Genomic DNA, 19,469 nt, shown 5'->3' on the forward strand with positions numbered 1-19,469 from the left:
TGTAAATTGCAGTTTTACTGAAAAATATTTTGAATCATTTTTAGAAAATCATCTTTTCGATCTCTTGCAATTGGAATTGTGACCTTATTATTCATAATAATATACAAACCATCCTTTTTAGAAACTTCTTTCATAAATTTTAAATTGATGAGATAAGAACGATGTGGTTTGTAAAAAATGGATTGATCTTTTAATTGATCTGAAAAGTGTTTTAAGGTTTTACAAATTAATTCTGATTTTCCGTTTTTAAGATGCACTTTAGTGTAAACGCCATCTGCCTCGAAATATAAAATTTCATCGTGCGAAGCAAATATAATTTTTTTAGGAACCTCTAAAGCAATCTTGTTGATAGATAGTTGCTGAAAAGCTTTTTCTAAGTTCTTAAGTTTATCTCCTATATTTTTTTCTTTTAAATTTTCTTTTGCTTTTAATAATGCATTTTGCAATTCGTCTACATCAATGGGTTTCATAATATAATCTATAGCAGATAGTCTAAAAGCCTCTAAAGCATATTGAATGTAAGCTGTTGTAAAAATAATCTGAAAATCTACGACTTCGTTTTTAAAAAAATCTAAAATTTCTAAACCTGAACTTTGAGGCATTTCTACATCTAAAAAAACAACCTCGGGTTTCTCTTTTTTAATTAAACTTACACCTTCTTTTAAATTTGAAGCTTCTAAAATTGATTCAACACCAAGACACTCCTCTATCAATAATGTTTTTAATACATTTCTTGCTCTACTTTCATCATCTATAATAATTACATTCATTGTTGATAGTTTAAAGGGATTTTTACAATAACTAAAGTGCCTGTTGCTTGGTTATTTTCGTATAAATCTTGTATTTCTAATTCTATTGAATTTTCATTTGATTGATTTAACAAATCAACTCGTTTTTGGTTGGCTGAAGTTGCGAAAGATTTATGAAGTTTATTTCGTTTTTGGTTAATTAAAAGTGATGCCTCTCTGCCAACACCATTATCTTTTATCTTACAAATTAAAGAGTTTGTAGCAGTGTCTTTCTGAAAAGAAACCTGCAATCGTTTGTTATCTTTTTTATGAAGAAAACCGTGTTTTAATGCATTTTCTACATAAGGTTGTAAAAATAAAGAAGGTATGGCTACATTGTCTAAATCTAATTTTTCATCAATAACAATATCAAAACTAAAATCATCATTAAATCGATCTTTTTCTAATTCTAAATATAGTTGTAATGCTTTGATTTCTTCAGATAGCGTAATTGCAATTTTTTGGCTTTGTTCTAAGTAAATTCTAATCAACCTAGAAAATTTTACCAAATATTGCCTTGCCAACTTTTTTTCATTTAATATAATATAGTCTTGTATGGAATTTAAGGCATTAAAAATAAAATGAGGATTCATTTGAGATTTTAAGACTTTTAATTCAGAATCACTATATAACTTTTGAATTTCTAAACGTTTTTGTGTTTCTTTTAACTCAAGCTTTACAAATTCAATTTTTCTTTTGGCTCTTAATCTTTCAAAATAAAACAATAACAATAGTGTAAATAAAACAAATATAATAATGGAAGCAATTAATATTACTTTAGTTCTTTTACTATCAATTTCTGCTATTTTCTTTTCAGATTTAATTTTTTCTACTTGAAATTTTACTTCAGAATCTGCAATAAACTTTCTCTTTTTTATATTAAAAATTGAATCTTTAAGTTTAATATATCTTTTATTTACTTGTATCGCCAAATTATTCTTGCTAATAATTGAGTAGGAAACAAACAAATGTTGATTAATTTTCATGGTAAAATAAAGGTGACCTGCTTCTTTATATTTTTGTAATGCTGATTTATAATATGGAATTGAAGCCTTATGATTGCCAGAAATAGAAAACAAGGTACCCTGTGTGTAAACAGCATACGCTTCATTGTTTAGTTGATTTAATTTTTTAAAGATTAAGCGTCCTTTATTTATAAAATCTTCTGTTTTTTTAAAAAAAAATTATTTCCACTTTTAAATAGTAAAAGTTTATAAAAGCGAGCATATTTTAGATATGCCATACCTTCACCAGTTTTATTATTTAATTCTTTAAAAGTAATTAAAGCTAAGTCTAAATATTTCTCGGCCTTTTTAAAATTGTCATCTTTTAAATACATGTACGCATTAGCAATATCTAAATAATATCCACCAAGTTCTATTGAAATGTTTTTAGTTGATAGTTCTTGTATTAACTTTTGATACTCATTAATTGCTTTATCTATATTACTGTTTTGCCTATCTATCTTAGCTATGGTGCTGCGAATTAACCTTAAACTCTTTTTATCATTAATTGCGCTTAACTGCTTATAACTTTCTAAAGCTTTTTCTAAAGCAATATCAAAAAAACCAACTTCTATATAATAATTGGCGTATGCTAAATTTAAATATCCTAAAAGACGATCATTTTTAATGTTGTTTTTTTCTACCTGATTAATAGTTTCCAAGCATTTATTTAAATTTCTTGTTAAATAATAATCTGAAAGCAGAAGCAAATCTTTATTATTAAGTTTTGCCTTATTTTGATAGTGATCAGGAAGTTTATCTAGATATCTTAATTGCGCATGGCCTATTAATGAACACAATAAAAAGAAGCTACAGAAAATATTTTTAACTTAATTCAAAGAAATGCAAGTACATTAATTACGATTACAATGTACTTATAAAAGTAAAAATAAAATGAATTTAATAAATAGCCTTTAAATATTAGTAAACTGTGGTAATTTTTTAATGAATGGTTACTTTTTAGCTAAATAACACGATTTGTAGATATCTTCATAAACAGGTAGTATATTTTCTAAAGAAAAACGCTTAGTATGTTCTCTTGCATTGAGTTTAAAACAGTCTAAAATATCATTATCTTTTAAGATGGTAATTGCGTTTTTTGCCATATCCTCTACATCTCCTAAATCACTTAAAAAACCTGTTTCACCATGCAAGTTTACCTCTGGCAAACCACCTGTATTTGTAGATATTACTGCTGTTTTTGCAGCCATAGCCTCTAAAGCTGCCAAGCCAAAACTTTCTGTTTTAGAAGGCAATAAAAAAACATCTGAATAACATAAAATTTTATCAATTTCTGTACTATTTCCTAAAAAGAAAACTTTACTTTTTATACCCAACTTTTTTGTTAAAGCTTCTGCTTTTTTTCTATCTGGGCCTTCACCAATCATTAATAATTTAGCAGGTATTTCTTTTTGAACTTGGTAAAAAATCTTAATAACATCCTCTACTCTTTTAACAGGCCTAAAATTACTAATGTGAGTTAAAATACGCTCATGACTCTGGGCTAAAGCCTCTCTTTTACACTCCTCACCTTCTACTTTGGCATATTTTTCAACATCAATAAAATTGTAAACTACTTTAATTTCTTTATCAATATTAAACAAATTGTTTGTAGTTTCTTTTAAATTATTTGAAACCGCAGTTACTACATCAGAATTATTTATACTAAATTCTACAGCAGTTTTATAGGTAGGATGACTACCTACTAAAGTAATATCTGTACCATGCAGAGTAGTTACTACTCTTACAGATATTCCCTTTTCTTTTAACATCTGTTTTGCCATATAAGCTGCATAAGCGTGTGGTATTGCATAATGTACATGCAAAACTTCTAGTTCATATTTTTGAACAACCTCTACCATTTTAGTAGATAAAGCAAGCTCATAAGGTTGGTATTGAAACAATGGATACTCTTCTATAACAACTTGGTGAAAATGTAAATGATGAGATAAAAAATCTAAACGAACTGGTTGATTATAAGTAATAAAATGAACTTCGTGTCCATTATCTGCTAAGGCCATTCCTAATTCTGTTGCTACAACTCCACTACCCCCAAAGGTTGGATAACAAACAATACCGATTTTCATAAAATATGATTAAATTGATTTTAATGTTTAGTTGTAAAGATAAAAGTATTCTTACAGTTTATATCTAAATAAAAACATAAAAAAACCTACAACGAATTGTAGGTTTGTATCATAAAAACTGAGAAAAAAATCAGTATTAATAATCTCCTAAAGTTTCAGGATTTTGAGCTAAAGCGCTTTCCAATTGCTCATCATTAGGTGCTTTACCATGCCAAGCATGTGTGTGCATCATAAAATCTACTCCATTACCCATTTCTGTATATAACAAAATACAAACTGGTTTACCTTTACCTGTTAATGCTTTTGCTTTAGCTAAGCCTGCTAAAATTGCATCAATATCGTTTCCTTCTTTTACTTCTAAAACATCCCATCCAAAAGCTTCAAACTTTGCTTTAATGCTTCCCATTGGTAAAACCTCATCAGTAGAACCATCAATTTGTTTTCCATTTAAATCAATGGTGGCAATTAAATTATCAACTTTTTTACCTGATGCATACATAATTGCTTCCCAGTTTTGCCCTTCTTGCAATTCTCCATCACCATGTAAAGTATAGACTAATTTGTCATCTCCATTTAACTTTTTTGCTTGTGCTGCACCTAAAGCCACAGACATACCTTGACCTAAAGAACCAGATGCAATTCTGATACCTGGCAAACCTTCATGCGTTGTTGGATGCCCTTGTAAACGAGAATCTATTAATCTAAACGTATTTAATTCTTCTACTGGAAAAAAGCCACTATGTGCCAAAACACTATAATAAACAGGAGAAATATGACCATTAGATAAGAAAAATAAATCTTCGTTTTTGCCATCCATAGTAAAATCTGTAGAATACTCCATAACTTCTTGATACAAACAAGTAAAAAACTCAGCACAGCCTAAAGATCCACCTGGATGACCAGAATTTACTTTATGAACCATTCTTAAAATATCTCTACGTACTTGTTGTGTAAAATCCTGTAATTGTTGTGTTGTTGGCATTTTCTAATTTAATTTTATGACAACAAAAATACAAAAGCGAATGAAATAGATTGAATATTATTTGTTATTTATTGAAGATTTATTAACAGTTTAGTATTAAAAAAATTATTGATTCTATTTTAGATTTCAATATTTTAAAAAATATCTATAAAATTAAAAATCAAATGAAGGCATCAAGTCTTTTGCTTTTTCTTTTTAGCAGCAGGAAATAAGACATTATTTAAAATTAAACGATATCCAGGTGAGGTTGGATGCAAATCCAATTCTGTTTTTGGATCACCTACTCTATGGGTATAATCTTCAGGATCATGACCTCCATAAAAAGTAAACATTCCTTTTCCTTTTGTGCCATGAATGTATCTTGCCTCTCTATTGGTTTTGTTTTCGCCTAAAACCAACACGTTACTTTTTACCGTATTTCTATCAAAAGATGTAGTTTGCCCCATAAACCCTTTTACTAAAATGGTATGATTTTGTGTTAACATTGTAGGCACAGGATCCCACTTTGCAGAAAATTCTATCAATGAAAAATAATCTGAAGTTTTTGGTATTCTGCGTTTACGGGTCATATCAATAGAAGAAAACTCATACGTTACCGGATTTCTAACCAATTCAAAATCTTTAAATGCAAACGTTTTATTGTAGTTTATTTTAGATTGATAATTTGGCGTTGATGCATCACCATCAAACATGGCTTCTGCAATATCTACACCTTCTGCAGATAATGCAATATCAAAACTATCTGTTGCAGAACACATGGCAAACATAAATCCACCACCAATTACATAATCTCTAATTTTTTTAGAAACTGCTAATTTTTCCTCTGAAACCTTATCAAAACCCAATTCTTTAGCTAATTTTTCTGCATCTTTTTTACCCTGAATGTACCAAGGTGTAGTTCTGAATGAGCCATAAAATTTCCCATATTGTCCTGTAAAATCTTCGTGATGCAAATGCAGCCATTCATACAACAAAAGTTTATCTGCCAAAACCTCTTTATCATAAATAACATCAAAAGGAATTTCTGCATAGGTTAATACCATGGTTACTGCATCATCCCAAGGCATTTTGTCTTTTGGAGAATATACTGCAATTTTTGGTGCTTTTTCTAAAGTAACAGCCTCTTGATTTGAAGATGGTGACGAAATTTCTTGCAAAATCAATTGTGCCTTTGCATCTGAAATAATTTGATAAGAAACTCCACGAATTTTACATTCGTTTTCTATGGCTTTGTTATTTTCTATTAAAAATGCGCCTCCATCATAATTTAATAACCATTTTGATTTTAAGCCAGCTTCTAATCCAAAATAAACAATTCCATATGCTTTTAAATGATTTTTTTGATTATCATGATTCATGGGTACATATATAAATGACGCCCAAGTTGAGTTTGAAATTAATAGGAATGTGAAAATTATTAGGAGTTTTTTCAAATTAAGTTATTTAGAAATTATAAAACTTTTTGCTGTCATAACTGGTAATTTAGAATTTTTAAAATCTTTTAAGTCTCTTGTAATTATGTAATCACAATTTGCCTCTAAAGCAGAATAGTATTGCAATCCATCTTCAAAATCTGGAAATGTAAAATCATTCAAAGCTAAATTGATAATCTCATCAGTTAAATGGACAATTTTTAATAGTAATCTTAAATTTCTTAAAATAGTTCTAATTTCATTAATTGAATTTCCTTTAGAAATAACATAATTAGCATTTGCAAAGGTTAAACTCGATATATAAAATACTAGATTTTTATCTTTAGCAGAAGAAAATAAAATTTGTGCATCTTTAAAAAATGGAGGTCTTTTAGATAATAGATCAATTACTATATTAGTATCTAGAAAAATATGCATCATTATTTATACTTTTCAAGAAGATGATCTCTGTAATCTTTTTTGAAATCAAAATCTTTGGGTAGTTTTACAACACCACTCAGACTTTCTACCAAAGGTGTAATCTCAATTTCTTTTTTGTTTGATTTTTCTTTCTGCGTTAAAGAGGCCAAATAACTTTCTATCAATCTTGATAAACTAATTTGGTTTTTTTTTGCATACTCTTTTGCTTGTTCAATAACAGCTTTATCTAATTTTAAGGTGAGTTTTGAGTCCATAACAACTAGTTATACGTACAAATATAATTATTATTTACGTATTAAATTTAACTAAAATGTTAAAATGGAATATCTGTATCGTCATCACCAAAAGCATCTTTTGGCTCAATTCTTTGGTTTGGAGAAAACTCATCATCATCAAAAGGATTGTTCATAGATGATTGAAACTCTGAACTAAAACCTTCTTCTAAATCTGAGAATTTTGCCAAATGCCCAGTAAACTTTAATCGAATATTATCTAAGCCACCATTTCTGTGTTTTGCTACAATAAACTCTCCTTGACCTTCACAAGGTGTGTGCTCATCATCATCCCATTCTGTCATTCCATAATATTCGGGTCTAAAAATAAAACTTACAATATCTGCATCCTGCTCAATGGCTCCAGATTCACGTAAATCTGATAATAATGGTCTTTTAGATCCTCCACGTGTTTCCACAGCACGTGATAATTGTGATAAGGCAATTACTGGCACAGACAATTCTTTGGCTAAGGCTTTTAAGTTTCTGGAAATTGTAGAAATTTCTTGCTCTCTGTTTCCTCCTCCTTTTCCATTTCCTCCAGCAGTCATTAACTGCAAATAGTCAATTACAATTATTCTTACATTATGCTGAGATACCAAACGTCTAGCTTTTGCACGTAAATCGAAAATTGACAAGGATGGTGTATCATCAATAAAAATAGGTGCATCAGACAAACGTTTTACTTTTACGTTTAACTGCTCCCATTCATGTGGTTCTAAATTTCCCTTTCTTAATTTTTCGGATGTCAATCCTGTTTCTGAAGAAATCATCCTTGTAATTAATTGCACAGAAGACATCTCTAATGAAAATACTGCAACTGCATGATTAAAATCAATAGCCATATTTTTTGCCATCGAAATTACAAATGCCGTTTTCCCCATACCTGGCCTAGCTGCAATAATAATTAAATCGGATGGTTGCCAACCAGAAGTTAAAGCATCTAACTTGGTAAAACCAGTAGCCAAACCAGACATACCTTCTTGATTACCAATTTCTTGAATTTTCTTTAAGGCTTGTTTTACCAAAGAACCAGCATCTTCACTACTCTTTTTTAAGTTACCTTGTGTTACTTCGAATAATTTACCTTCGGCTTCATCTAACAAGTCGAAAACATCTGTAGATTCGTCATAAGAACTTTCTATAATTTCTGAGGATATCGAAATTAATTTACGTTGAATGTATTTTTGTAAAATGATTCTGGCATGGAATTCAATGTGTGCAGAAGAGGCTACTTTTTGTGTTAAACGAATTAAATAAAAATCGCCACCAACCATTTCTAATTTTCCATTCTTTTTCAACAAGTTAGATACTGTTAACAAGTCGATTGGTTGTGAATTTTGAAATAATTCATAAATAACAGCGTAAATTTCTTGGTGTTTCACATCATAAAAAGCATCTGAATGCAAAATATCAATTACATCGTCAATTCCTTTTTTATCAATCATCATTGCACCCAACACAGCTTCTTCTAATTCTAGTGCCTGTGGTGGTATTTTACCTTTTTCTAGGCTTATAATTCGTGATTTATCAATCGTTTTTGCGGCTATTGTATTCGTTTTTTCCATTGTCACAAAAGTAATTTTTTAGGTTGATGTTTGCTTCTAAAACTGAACTTTAATTTGTTGACAAATATTGTAAACAAAATTGTTATTATCTTGTTAATAACCAGTCAACTTCTAAATTGATTTGCTATTTTTACCACAATGAAGTGGAATAAAACACATATATATTTAGCAATTTTCTTGCCAATACAAATGCTATTGATGCAAATTGTGGCAAAAAATCCTGCTTTTATAGAGCAGCATTATTCCAAAGGAATTTACCCATACATTTCTTCTTTTTTCAGAATTATTTTTGGCTGGATTCCGTTTTCTATTGGTGATGTACTTTTAGCTTTTGGTTTATTTATGTTTCTTCGTTTTTTATATAGATTAATTACATCAAGATTTAAAAACTTTTTTCCAAAAATAATTCATTTTACCGCTGTTTTATCTGTTGTTTACTTTTGTTTTTATCTCTTTTGGGGATTAAATTATTACAGAGAACCTTTAGCAAAAAACTTAAATTATCAACAAAAAAAATACACCACTAAACAGTTACAAAAAGTTACAGAAAATATTATTGTAGAATTGAATAAGTATCAGCTAAAAATTACCAAAAATGATACAGTAAAAGTTTACAATCCTTATCAACCTGAAAAAATGTACCAAATGGCAGTTGTTGGTTATAGCAATTTAGCCAAAGATTTCCCACAGTTATCCTATCAATTTTCATCAGTAAAAAGCTCTTTAATGAGTTTATTACAAACGTATAATGGCACTTCTGGTTATTTAAATCCGTTAACTGGAGAGGCTCAAGTAAATGATAAAATCCCTAAAACAAGTTACCCAACCACTACTTGCCACGAAATGGCGCATCAAATTGGTTTTGCTGCCGAAAATGAAGCCAATTTTGTCGGTTTTTTAGCTGCGAATTATAATAACGATGTACACTTTAAATATGCAAGTTACAGGATGGCTTTTGGCTACTGTATTTCTGAAATTAGAAAACGAGATGCTGAACTATCCAAAGAACTTTGGCAAACTGTACATAAAGGAATTATTAAAGATTTTAACAACAGTTATGATTTTTGGCAAGCTTATAAAAATCCTTTTGAACCACTTGTAAAAAAAGGATATAACGCCTATTTAAAAGCCAATAAACAAACAAAAGGTGTACAATCTTACAACTATGTAGTAGACCTTTTAATCTCTTATTTTGAGTCTGCAAAGGTGAATTCGTTTTCTTAAAACTTTGTTAAAAATTTTATGCTTTAACATTTTACAAAATGCATATCAATAAATTTAGCATTAATTCAAATAATTCAACTACATGAAAAAACTTTTATCACTACTCTTTTTCTTGTCGCTAACTGCCATACAAGCGCAAGATTATTTTCCTACGGATGCTGGAGTAAAAACAACAGAAAACTCAACTTTTGCATTTACCAATGCAACCATTTATGTAACTCCTACAGGAGTTATAAAAAAAGGAACTTTACTTATAAAAGATGGTAAAGTTGTTGCTGTGGGTAAATCTGTTAAAATCCCTAAAGGAACAAAAACAACAGATTTAGCTGGCAAATCTATTTACCCTTCATTTATTGATATTTATTCTGATTTTGGAATTGCTAAACCAAAAAGGCAAAGAAGTACTTCTAGAACTGCACAATATGCAGCAACTAGAGAAGGCTATTATTGGAACGACCATATTAGGCCAGAAACAAACTCTATAAAAGATTTTAAGTTTGATAGTAAAAAAGCTAAAGATTTAATTAATGCTGGTTTTGGTGCAGTAAACACACATTTGCATGATGGTATTATTCGTGGAAATGGTATTTTAGTTGCCTTAAATCCAAACTCTTCTGATGCTTACAGAATCATAGACACCAAATCTGCTCAATATTTATCTTTTTCTAAAAGTGTAAAATCAAGACAAGCATATCCAGGCTCTAGAATGGGTGCTATGGCTTTGTTACGCCAAGTGTATTTAGATGCAGATTGGTATGCAAAAGGCAATATGCAAAATAAAGATATGGCTTTAGAAGCTTTAAATGATAATAAAAACTTAGTTCAGATTTTTGAAACTGGCAACCATTTAGATGCTTTAAGAGCAGATAAAGTAGGTGATGAATTTTCTATTCAATATACCATTGTTGGTTCTGGTGATGAATACGAACGTGTAAACGATATCAAAGCAACAAATGCTAATTTTATTATTCCGATTAACTTTAGTAATGCGTATGACGTTTCTAATCCGCTTTTGGCGCAACAAATCTCTTTGCAAGATATGCGTAAATGGAATCAAGAGCCATCAAATTTAAGTGTTTTAGCTAAAAATGGTGTGAATTTTGCATTGACTACTCATAAATTAAAGTCAATTAAATCTTTTCATAAAAATTTGCAAAAAGCCATTAAATATGGTTTTGACAAAGAAAAAGCCTTAGCTGCATTAACTACAATTCCTGCAAATATTATTGGCAATACTACAATTGGTAATTTAAAAACAGGTAGTTATGCAAACTTTATTATTACTTCTGGTGATATTTTTGACGCAAAAACTACCATGTATGAAAACTGGGTGCAAGGTGCTAAAAATGTAATTAATGATATGAATATCAAAAATATTACAGGTAGTTATTTATTAGCGGTTAACAATAAAAGTTACAAACTTACCATTTCTGGAAAAGCAGCTAAACAAATTGGATCAATTACTCTAGACAGTGCAAAAGTAAAATCTAAATTTTCATTTAAAAACGACTGGGTTTCCATCACTTTAAACGAAGACACTGGTTATACTAGAATGATGGGTAAAGTGATTAATGACGCTGGTATTATTCAAGGAACTGCTTACGATAGCGAAGGCAATGAAACGCCTTGGTCTGCAGGTAAAATAGTAAGAAAAGAAAACACAAAAGAAAAATCTAAACAAAAAAAGAAAGCTGCTGAAGCTGTAACCGTTTTGCCTGTAAGTTACCCAAATATTGGATTTGGTAATTTTAATCAACCTAAAACAGAAACCATTTTAATTAAAAATGTTACCCTTTGGACAAGTGAAGATGAAGGTATTTTAGAAAATACAGATGTTTTATTAGAAGATGGAAAAATTGCCAAAATTGGTAAAAATTTAAAATCTAAAAAAGCCAAAATAATTGATGGAACAGGAAAACATTTAACAGCTGGTATTGTAGATGAGCATTCTCATATTGCTGCTTCTGCTATAAATGAATGGGCGCAAAACTCTTCTGCAGAAGTAACTATTGAAGATGTAATAGACCCTACAGACATCAATATTTATAGAAATATTTCTGGTGGTACAACTTCTTCACAAATTTTACACGGTTCTGCAAATCCTATTGGTGGTAGATCTGCAATCATCAAATTAAAATGGGGAGAAAATGCAGAAAATATGATATACAGCAACACTCCTAAATTTATAAAATTTGCGTTAGGTGAAAACGTAAAACAATCTAGAAGCCCAAATGGCACACGTTTTCCGCAAACAAGAATGGGTGTTGAACAAATGTTTGTAGATTATTTTACTAGAGCTAGAGAGTACGAAGCTAAAAAGAAAAGCGGAAAACCATACCGAAAAGACATAGAAATGGAAACTTTAGTTGAAATTTTAAATGGCGAACGTTTTATTTCTTGTCACTCTTATGTGCAATCAGAAATTAACATGTTAATGAAAGTTGCTGAACAATTCGATTTTAGAGTAAATACGTTTACACATATTTTAGAAGGCTATAAAGTGGCTGATAAAATGGCAAAACATGGTGTAGGTGGTTCTACATTCTCTGACTGGTGGGCATACAAATATGAGGTAAATGATGCCATACCTTTTAATGCTGCTATAATGCACAATGCAGGTGTAACTGTAGCTATTAATTCTGATGATAGAGAAATGTCAAGACGTTTAAATCAAGAAGCTGCTAAAACCATGAAATATGGTGGTATGCCTGAATTAGAGGCATGGAAAACCGTAACTATAAACCCTGCTAAATTGTTACATATTGATGACAGAGTAGGTAGTATAAAAGTTGGTAAAGATGCTGATGTTGTGTTATGGACAAATCATCCTATGTCTATCTACACCAAAGTAGAAAAAACAATTATTGAAGGAAAAATATTTTTTGACAGAGCTGAAGATCTTAAAAAACGAAAAGCAATCAAAGAAGAAAAAAGCACATTAATTAATATGATGTTGAAAGAAAAAATGGGTGGAGGTAAAACCAAAGCACCAATGATTAGAAAAGATAGAAACTTTGAATGTGATACTTTAGAAGAACTTAAAAGCTAGAAATGATGAAAAAAATAATATATAGTATACTCTTTTTATTTTTAATAGGAAATATAAGTGCACAACAAACCCCTGCTGACCCACAAACAACTGCCATTTCTATTGAAGGAGCTACAGCACATTTAGGAAATGGAAAAGTAATTAAAAATTCATTAATAATGTTTAATGCAGGTAAACTTACTTTTGTAGGTTCTGCAATGTCTAAAATTGCTAGGCAAGGAACTGTAATTAAAGCAAAAAACCATCATGTTTACCCTGGTTTTATTGCAGCAAATGCTTCTTTAGGATTAGTAGAAATTGATGCTGTAAAAGCAAGTGATGACGAAGATGAAATAGGAACTAACAACCCTCATATTAGAAGTTTAATTGCCTATAATGCAGAAAGCAAAGTGGTTGAATCTATGAGACCAAATGGAGTTTTAATGGCACAAATTACACCTAGAGGTGGTACTTTTTCAGGAACATCATCTATAGTACAACTAGATGCTTGGAATTGGGAAGATGCAGCAATTAAAGTTGATGATGGTATTCATATGAATTGGCCTGGAAGTTTTACAAGTGGAAGATGGTGGTTAGGTGAAGATCCAGCCTTAAAAGCAGACCCTAAATACCCTGAAAATATTGGAAAAATAAAAACCTATTTAATGAATGCCAAAAATTATTTAGCTGGTCAAAAAATAAAAAAACACCTTCCTTACGAAGCTACAAAAGGTTTATTTGATGGTTCTCAACGTTTGTTTATCCATGTAAGTGGCGAAAGAGAAATTACAGACGCCATAACTATTTCTAAAGAATTGGGTATTAAAAACATGGCAATTGTACATGGTGAAGGTGCTGAAAATATTGCTGATTTATTAGTAAAAAACAATATTGGAGTAATCTTAGACAGACCTCACAGAAATCCGAATTCAGAAGATGATGCTTATGATTACACCTATACTATAGCCAAAGTTTTAACAGACAAAGGTGTTGTTGTTAGTTTAGGTATGGAAGGCCAAATGGAACGTATGAATACAAGAAATCTTCCTTTTTATGCTGGTACTTTTGCAGCTCATGGCCTAGACAAAGAAGTTGCTCTACAATTATTAACAAGCAATACAGCAAAAATTTTAGGTATTGACGATAAAGTTGGTTCACTACAAGTAGGTAAAGATGCTACTTTATTTATTTCTAAAGGCGATGCTTTAGACATGAGAGGCAATCAATTAACCAAAGCTTACATACAAGGTAGAGATATCAGTTTAGAAACACATCAAACAAAACTTTGGAAACGTTATGCCAACAAGTATAAATCTGAATAATTGTATTCATTAATATATCAAAAAAGGCTCGCAAAATGCGAGCCTTTTTCTTGTAATTAAATATTGATTAGTTTTCCTTTTTCTGTTACCTTTTCTTTATCAAACAAAATTCAAATAATAATAAAGACTTTATTTAATTACAATGTAAAAATGAAACTTTTGGTTATTATACACAATACCTATTATTAGGTATATTTGCAGTAATGAAAGAAATTACTAGCATTCAAAACAATTACGTTAAAAACCTTCTTAAATTACAAGAAAAATCTAAAGAACGTAAAACACAAGGCCTTTTTTTAATTGAAGGTAAACGAGAAATTTCTTTAGCCAATTTAGCCAATTATGAATTTGATACGGTTTTATTTTATCCAGCTTTAATCACTGAACAAGAAATTATAAACCTTTTTTATCAAGAGGTTACGTTGATAAAAATATCAAAAGAGGTCTATCAAAAATTAGCCTACAGAGCATCAACAGAAGGACTTATTGCTGTAGCAAAAATTAAAAATTTTTCTTTACAAAACATCAGTTTTAAAAATTCAACTCCTTTAATATTAGTAGCTGAAAGTATAGAAAAACCTGGGAATATTGGAGCTTTATTAAGAACTGCTGATGCTGCAAATGTTGATGCTGTTTTTATAGCCAATCCAAAATCAGACATGTACAACTCAAATGTTATTAGATCTAGTGTGGGTTGTTTATTTACCAATCAAATTGCTGTAGGAACATCCACAGAAATCATTACTTTTTTAAAAGAAAACAATATTGCTATTTATAGTGCTACTTTGCAGAATTCAAATGAATATCACCAAGAAAACTATACAAATGCATCAGCAATTGTAGTGGGTACAGAAGCTACAGGTTTATCTGAAATTTGGCGTAAAAATGCAACACAAAACATAAACATACCCATGCAGGGTAAAATTGACTCTATGAATGTGTCTGTTGCAGCAGCAATTGTTATATTTGAGGCTAAGAGACAACGAAATTTTAAATAACAACAAATGAAAATACTAGGTTTTGACATTGGAGGCTCAGGAATTAAAGCTGCAATTGTAGATACAAAAATAGGTGAATTAATTTCTGAAAGACATAGAATTGCAACTCCTAAACCAGCAACACCAGAAGCTGTTACAAAAGTAGTTCAAGAAATGGTTGCTCATTTTAATTGGAAAAAGGCTGTAGGTTGCAGTTTTCCTACAACTATTGTAGATGGGCAGTGCATTCATTCTGGTAATTTAAGTGAAAAATGGTTAAATGTTAAGGTTGATAAATTGTTTAAAAAAGCAACTAAACTGCCTTTTTATGTTAGTAATGATGCTGATCTAGCAGGATTATCTGAAGTAAGTTTAGGAGCAGGTAAAAATGAAAAAGGAGTAACTATTGTAATTACTATTGGTACAGGAATTGGTTCTGGCTTGTTTTATGACGGAAAGCTTATTCCTAATTTAGAATTGGGTAAAATGTTACATTCTGATGGAAAAATTATTGAGTATTACACTGCAGATTCTGTAAGAAAAAAACAAGATTTATCTTTAAAAGAATGGGCTTTACGTTTTGATGAATTGCTAAATTATGTTCGTATTGTATTTTCGCCAAGTTTAATTATTTTAGGTGGTGGCATCAGTAAAAAATACGACGATTTTAAACAATATTTAACTACAGATGTTAACGTTAAAGTAGCCGAATTTAGAAATAATGCTGGTATTATTGGTGCTGCCATGTATGCACACAAACGAATAAAAGACTAATGCAACCCACTACGCTTTTCTACATATTAATTACAATTATCATTATTAGTTTTATAATCGATAAAATATTAGATGCTTTAAACACAAAACATTTTGATGATAAAATACCCGAAAAACTTGCAGATGTTTATGATCAAGATGAGTACAAAAAATCGCAAGCGTACAAAAAAACAAACGCTAATTTTTCTAACCTAACTTCCACGTTTTCCATAATAATAACATTAAGTTTCTTTTTTGCTGATGGTTTTAAATATGTTGATGCATTTGCCAGAAGTTTTACCACCAATCCAATCTTGGTTGCTTTAATTTTCTTTGGTGTAATATTGTTTGGTTCAGATATTTTAACCACACCTTTTTCTTATTACAAAACTTTTGTAATCGAAGAAAAATTTGGGTTTAATAAATCTACCAAAAAAACATTTGTATTAGATAAATTAAAAGGCTGGTTGATGTCCTCTATCATTGGTGGTGGAATTTTATCACTAATAATTTGGTTTTATGAATTTTCGGGCGCAGATTTTTGGATTTACGCTTGGATTTTAGTCGCTGTTTTTTCGCTATTTATGAATATGTTTTACGCAAAATTAATTGTACCTTTATTTAATAAACAAACACCTTTAGAAGATGGTGATCTAAAATCTGCCATAGAAAAATATGCGCAAAAAGTTGGTTTTACCCTTAACAATATCTTTGTTATTGATGGCTCTAAACGTTCTACTAAAGCAAATGCTTATTTTTCTGGATTTGGTTCACAGAAAAGAATCACACTTTATGACACCTTAATTAACGATTTAGAAACTGATGAAATTGTGGCAGTTTTAGCACACGAAGTTGGTCATTACAAAAGAAAACACATCATTTTTAATTTAGCATCATCAATCTTACTTACAGGTTTTACCTTATTTATTTTATCTTTATTTATCGATTCTTCAATATTATCTAAAGCATTAGGGGTTGCAACACCAAGTTTTCATATCGGTTTAATTGCATTTGGCATTCTATACTCGCCAATATCAGAAATTACAGGACTTTTTATGAATTACATGTCACGAAAATTTGAATATCAGGCAGATAATTACGCAAAAAACACTTTTGCTGCTTTACCATTAATTACATCTCTTAAAAAATTATCTAAAAATAGTTTAAGCAATTTAACACCTCATCCTGCATATGTTTTTATGCACTACTCTCACCCAACATTATTAGAAAGAATTAATAATTTAGAAAAATAATAGTATCCATTTTTTAAAATCATAAACTACATCATTAAAAATTCATAGTCTTTTTTATCAAATTAAAAATATATTTTTTTTGCTTGTTAAAATACTTATTCCTAAATTCACTATATCTTAGAAAAAAAAGATTATGGAATACACAGCAACCATAGAAGAAGAAAATAAAGAAATTGCAAATCGCTACAAAGATTTGTTAAAAGGCACTTATGAAGTTTTATCAAAAGAAGATAAAGAATTAATAAGAAAAGCCTTTGACATTGCTGTAGATGCACATTCTAAACAACGAAGAAAAACAGGCGAACCTTATATTTTTCATCCTATTGCAGTAGCCAAAATTGTTGCTATGGAAATTGGTTTAGGAGCCACCTCTATTGCTGCTGCGTTATTACACGATGTTGTAGAAGACACTGAGTACACCATAGATGATATGGAACATTTGTTTGGCGAAACCATTGCCAGAATTGTAAACGGTTTAACCAAAATATCTCGTTTAAATAAAGAACAAGACGCTTCTATACAAGCAGAGAATTTTAGAAAAATGCTCTTAACATTGCATGATGATGTAAGAGTTATATTGATAAAAATTGCAGACAGGTTGCACAATATGCAAACTATGGATGCAATGCCTGCACACAAACAGGTAAAAATTGCTTCAGAAACCTTATACATTTACGCTCCTTTAGCACACAGATTAGGACTGTATAATATCAAAACAGAATTAGAAGATTTAGGCTTAAAATACACAGAACCTGAGGTTTTTAATAGTATTATTAATAAAATAAAAGAAAGTAAAGAAGAACAACAAGCGTATTTACAACAGTTTTCTAAAACTTTAGGTGATGACTTAAATAAAGAAAATTTTGATTATGAAATAAAAGGACGATTCAAATCCATTTTTTCAATCAGAAAAAAAATGCAAAAGCAAAATGTTACTTTTGAGGAGGTTTTTGATAAATATGCCATTCGAATTATTTTTAAACCTATTTCTAAAGATGTAAAACATGATGCTTGGAAAATATACTCAATAGTAACAGATAATTTTAGACCAAATCCTGCACGTTTAAGAGATTGGATTTCGCAACCCAAATCTACAGGTTACGAAGCTTTACATATTACAGTTATTGGCCCAGATGCAAGATGGGTAGAAGTTCAAATTCGTTCTGAAAGAATGAATGAAATTGCAGAAAAAGGATATGCAGCGCATTTTAAATACAAACAAGGTGAAGACAATGAAAGCGGTTTAGAAACTTGGCTTAATAAATTAAAAGAAACCTTAGAAAATCAAAATATAAATGCCGTAGATTTTGTTGAAGATTTTAAACTAAATTTATATGCAAAAGAAATTTATGTTTTTACACCTAAAGGAGACTTAAAATCTTTACCAAAAGACGCCTCTGCTTTAGACTTTGCCTTCTCTATTCATACAGATGTTGGCTTAAAATGTAGAGGTGCAAAAGTAAACGGAAAATTAGTACCCTTAAGTCATACTTTAAAAAGTGGCGATCAAATTGAAGTCATTACAAGTTCTACCAACAAACCAAATTCTAGATGGTTAGATTTTGTAATTACAGCAAGAGCTAGAACCAAAATTAGAGCTGCCTTAAAAGAAGAAGAAAAGTTAATTGCAGAAGAAGGTAAAGCTATTTTAACCCGAAAATTACGTCATTTAAAAATACCTTTTAACGAAAAATCTATCAATGAATTGGTAGTGTATTTCAAACTAAAAACAAGTTTCGATTTGTTTTACAGGTTTGGTAATGGGGCTATAGACAATACACAACTTAAAGCATTTGTAAGTCAAAGAAATAGTACTATTTTAAATTTCTTTAAAACAAAATTAAGAAGAACTCCATCTCATACAGTAGCTGATGATACTACTGATGAAGTAAACAGTAAATACGATGCCTTAGTTTTTGGCAAAGAAGAAGAAAAATTAGATTACAAATTATCTAAATGTTGTAACCCTATTTCTGGTGATAAAGTTTTTGGTTTTTTAACTATTAATGATGGTATTAAAGTACATAAAATGAATTGCCCAAATGCAATTTCTTTACAATCTAACTACGCATATCGTATTATGCGTGCCAAATGGATAGACTCTACAAAACAAGACTTTAAGGCTGTTTTACAAATTAATGGTGTTGACCATGATGGAATTGTTAATAACGTTACAAGAATTATTTCTAGTAGTACTGGTGTATATTTACACAAAATAAATATTTCTGGTGATGAAGGTATTTTTGATGGAAAAATATCGCTAAGCGTAAAAAATAGCGCTCAACTAAGTAAGCTAATTAAGCGTATAGAAAAGGTAGAAGGCGTAAAAAATGTAGAGCGTGTTAATAGAATGTAAAT

General features: G+C 30.0%; 16 protein-coding genes. 7 read left to right on the forward strand and 9 right to left on the reverse strand.

Annotation, left to right across the window (positions count from 1 at the left end):
• Positions 1 to 14 precede the first annotated feature (14 nt).
• The 9 genes from SJY27_RS04250 to dnaB form a co-directional block, all read right to left on the reverse strand.
• Positions 15 to 770, reverse strand: coding sequence for a LytR/AlgR family response regulator transcription factor (locus SJY27_RS04250; protein ID WP_397447021.1), 756 nt, complete (start codon positions 768 to 770; stop codon positions 15 to 17).
• The gene (locus SJY27_RS04255; protein WP_397447022.1) at positions 767 to 1,867 is read right to left on the reverse strand and encodes a sensor histidine kinase; all 1,101 of its coding nucleotides are present in this window, start codon (positions 1,865 to 1,867) and stop codon (positions 767 to 769) included. The genes SJY27_RS04250 and SJY27_RS04255 overlap by 4 nt, the downstream gene beginning before the upstream one ends.
• 74 nt (positions 1,868 to 1,941) lie before the next feature.
• A complete protein-coding gene (locus SJY27_RS04260; RefSeq protein ID WP_397447023.1) occupies positions 1,942 to 2,454 on the reverse strand; it encodes a hypothetical protein in 513 nt (170 codons plus the stop codon).
• A 291-nt stretch (positions 2,455 to 2,745) separates the two neighbouring features.
• A complete protein-coding gene (gene bshA / locus SJY27_RS04265) occupies positions 2,746 to 3,879 on the reverse strand; it encodes an N-acetyl-alpha-D-glucosaminyl L-malate synthase BshA (RefSeq protein WP_397447024.1) in 1,134 nt (377 codons plus the stop codon).
• 136 nt (positions 3,880 to 4,015) lie between these two features.
• The gene (locus SJY27_RS04270) at positions 4,016 to 4,861 is read right to left on the reverse strand and encodes a transketolase (RefSeq protein ID WP_397447025.1); all 846 of its coding nucleotides are present in this window, start codon (positions 4,859 to 4,861) and stop codon (positions 4,016 to 4,018) included.
• A 173-nt stretch (positions 4,862 to 5,034) separates the two neighbouring features.
• Positions 5,035 to 6,219, reverse strand: coding sequence for an asparagine synthetase B (locus tag SJY27_RS04275; protein WP_397447026.1), 1,185 nt, complete (start codon positions 6,217 to 6,219; stop codon positions 5,035 to 5,037).
• Positions 6,220 to 6,300: 81 nt separating this feature from the next.
• Positions 6,301 to 6,714, reverse strand: a complete 414-nt coding sequence (locus SJY27_RS04280) for a type II toxin-antitoxin system VapC family toxin (protein WP_397447027.1) — start codon at positions 6,712 to 6,714, stop codon at positions 6,301 to 6,303.
• Entirely contained in the window at positions 6,714 to 6,968 is a 255-nt protein-coding gene (locus SJY27_RS04285) for a DUF6364 family protein (RefSeq protein WP_397447028.1), read from the reverse strand. Before SJY27_RS04285 ends, SJY27_RS04280 begins: the two co-directional genes overlap by 1 nt.
• A gap of 59 nt (positions 6,969 to 7,027) precedes the next feature.
• Positions 7,028 to 8,554 (reverse strand): replicative DNA helicase, encoded by a 1,527-nt coding sequence (gene dnaB / locus SJY27_RS04290; RefSeq protein WP_397447029.1) that lies wholly within the window; start codon positions 8,552 to 8,554, stop codon positions 7,028 to 7,030.
• A gap of 138 nt (positions 8,555 to 8,692) precedes the next feature.
• Between dnaB and SJY27_RS04295 the strand changes: the two genes are divergently transcribed.
• The 7 genes from SJY27_RS04295 (at position 8,693) to SJY27_RS04325 (ending at position 19,467) form a co-directional block, all read left to right on the forward strand.
• Positions 8,693 to 9,778, forward strand: coding sequence for a DUF3810 domain-containing protein (locus SJY27_RS04295; protein WP_397447030.1), 1,086 nt, complete (start codon positions 8,693 to 8,695; stop codon positions 9,776 to 9,778).
• A gap of 82 nt (positions 9,779 to 9,860) precedes the next feature.
• Positions 9,861 to 12,827: an amidohydrolase family protein gene (locus tag SJY27_RS04300; RefSeq protein WP_397447031.1), complete on the forward strand. Its 2,967-nt coding sequence runs from the start codon at positions 9,861 to 9,863 to the stop codon at positions 12,825 to 12,827.
• 5 nt (positions 12,828 to 12,832) lie between these two features.
• A complete protein-coding gene (locus tag SJY27_RS04305; protein ID WP_397447032.1) occupies positions 12,833 to 14,128 on the forward strand; it encodes an amidohydrolase family protein in 1,296 nt (431 codons plus the stop codon).
• 203 nt (positions 14,129 to 14,331) lie between these two features.
• Positions 14,332 to 15,126 carry a TrmH family RNA methyltransferase gene (locus SJY27_RS04310; protein WP_397447033.1) on the forward strand — a complete coding sequence of 265 codons (795 nt, stop codon included), beginning with the start codon at positions 14,332 to 14,334 and terminating at the stop codon, positions 15,124 to 15,126.
• 6 nt (positions 15,127 to 15,132) lie between these two features.
• Positions 15,133 to 15,879 carry a polyphosphate--glucose phosphotransferase gene (gene ppgK, locus SJY27_RS04315; RefSeq protein WP_397447034.1) on the forward strand — a complete coding sequence of 249 codons (747 nt, stop codon included), beginning with the start codon at positions 15,133 to 15,135 and terminating at the stop codon, positions 15,877 to 15,879.
• Positions 15,879 to 17,111: a M48 family metallopeptidase gene (locus SJY27_RS04320; RefSeq protein WP_397447035.1), complete on the forward strand. Its 1,233-nt coding sequence runs from the start codon at positions 15,879 to 15,881 to the stop codon at positions 17,109 to 17,111. The genes ppgK and SJY27_RS04320 overlap by 1 nt, the downstream gene beginning before the upstream one ends.
• 133 nt (positions 17,112 to 17,244) lie before the next feature.
• Complete coding sequence (locus tag SJY27_RS04325) at positions 17,245 to 19,467, forward strand: RelA/SpoT family protein (protein ID WP_397447036.1); 2,223 nt, start codon at positions 17,245 to 17,247, stop codon at positions 19,465 to 19,467.
• The last annotated feature ends 2 nt before the right edge of the window (positions 19,468 to 19,469 follow it).

The sequence above is a fragment of the Polaribacter sp. R77954 genome (genome assembly GCF_044595335.1).
Classification (GTDB): domain Bacteria; phylum Bacteroidota; class Bacteroidia; order Flavobacteriales; family Flavobacteriaceae; genus Polaribacter.

Bases quoted from the DNA above. Each gene is read 5' to 3' on its own strand.
- bshA (WP_397447024.1), bottom strand. From the start codon at position 3,879: ATGAAAATCGGTATTGTTTGTTATCCAACCTTTGGGGGTAGTGGAGTT.
- SJY27_RS04250 (WP_397447021.1), bottom strand. From the start codon at position 770: ATGAATGTAATTATTATAGATGATGAAAGTAGAGCAAGAAATGTATTA.
- SJY27_RS04320 (WP_397447035.1), top strand. From the start codon at position 15,879: ATGCAACCCACTACGCTTTTCTACATATTAATTACAATTATCATTATT.
- SJY27_RS04300 (WP_397447031.1), top strand. From the start codon at position 9,861: ATGAAAAAACTTTTATCACTACTCTTTTTCTTGTCGCTAACTGCCATA.
- SJY27_RS04295 (WP_397447030.1), top strand. From the start codon at position 8,693: ATGAAGTGGAATAAAACACATATATATTTAGCAATTTTCTTGCCAATA.
- SJY27_RS04270 (WP_397447025.1), bottom strand. From the start codon at position 4,861: ATGCCAACAACACAACAATTACAGGATTTTACACAACAAGTACGTAGA.
- SJY27_RS04280 (WP_397447027.1), bottom strand. From the start codon at position 6,714: ATGATGCATATTTTTCTAGATACTAATATAGTAATTGATCTATTATCT.
- ppgK (WP_397447034.1), top strand. From the start codon at position 15,133: ATGAAAATACTAGGTTTTGACATTGGAGGCTCAGGAATTAAAGCTGCA.
- SJY27_RS04285 (WP_397447028.1), bottom strand. From the start codon at position 6,968: ATGGACTCAAAACTCACCTTAAAATTAGATAAAGCTGTTATTGAACAA.
- SJY27_RS04305 (WP_397447032.1), top strand. From the start codon at position 12,833: ATGAAAAAAATAATATATAGTATACTCTTTTTATTTTTAATAGGAAAT.
- SJY27_RS04310 (WP_397447033.1), top strand. From the start codon at position 14,332: ATGAAAGAAATTACTAGCATTCAAAACAATTACGTTAAAAACCTTCTT.
- SJY27_RS04275 (WP_397447026.1), bottom strand. From the start codon at position 6,219: ATGAATCATGATAATCAAAAAAATCATTTAAAAGCATATGGAATTGTT.
- dnaB (WP_397447029.1), bottom strand. From the start codon at position 8,554: ATGGAAAAAACGAATACAATAGCCGCAAAAACGATTGATAAATCACGA.
- SJY27_RS04325 (WP_397447036.1), top strand. From the start codon at position 17,245: ATGGAATACACAGCAACCATAGAAGAAGAAAATAAAGAAATTGCAAAT.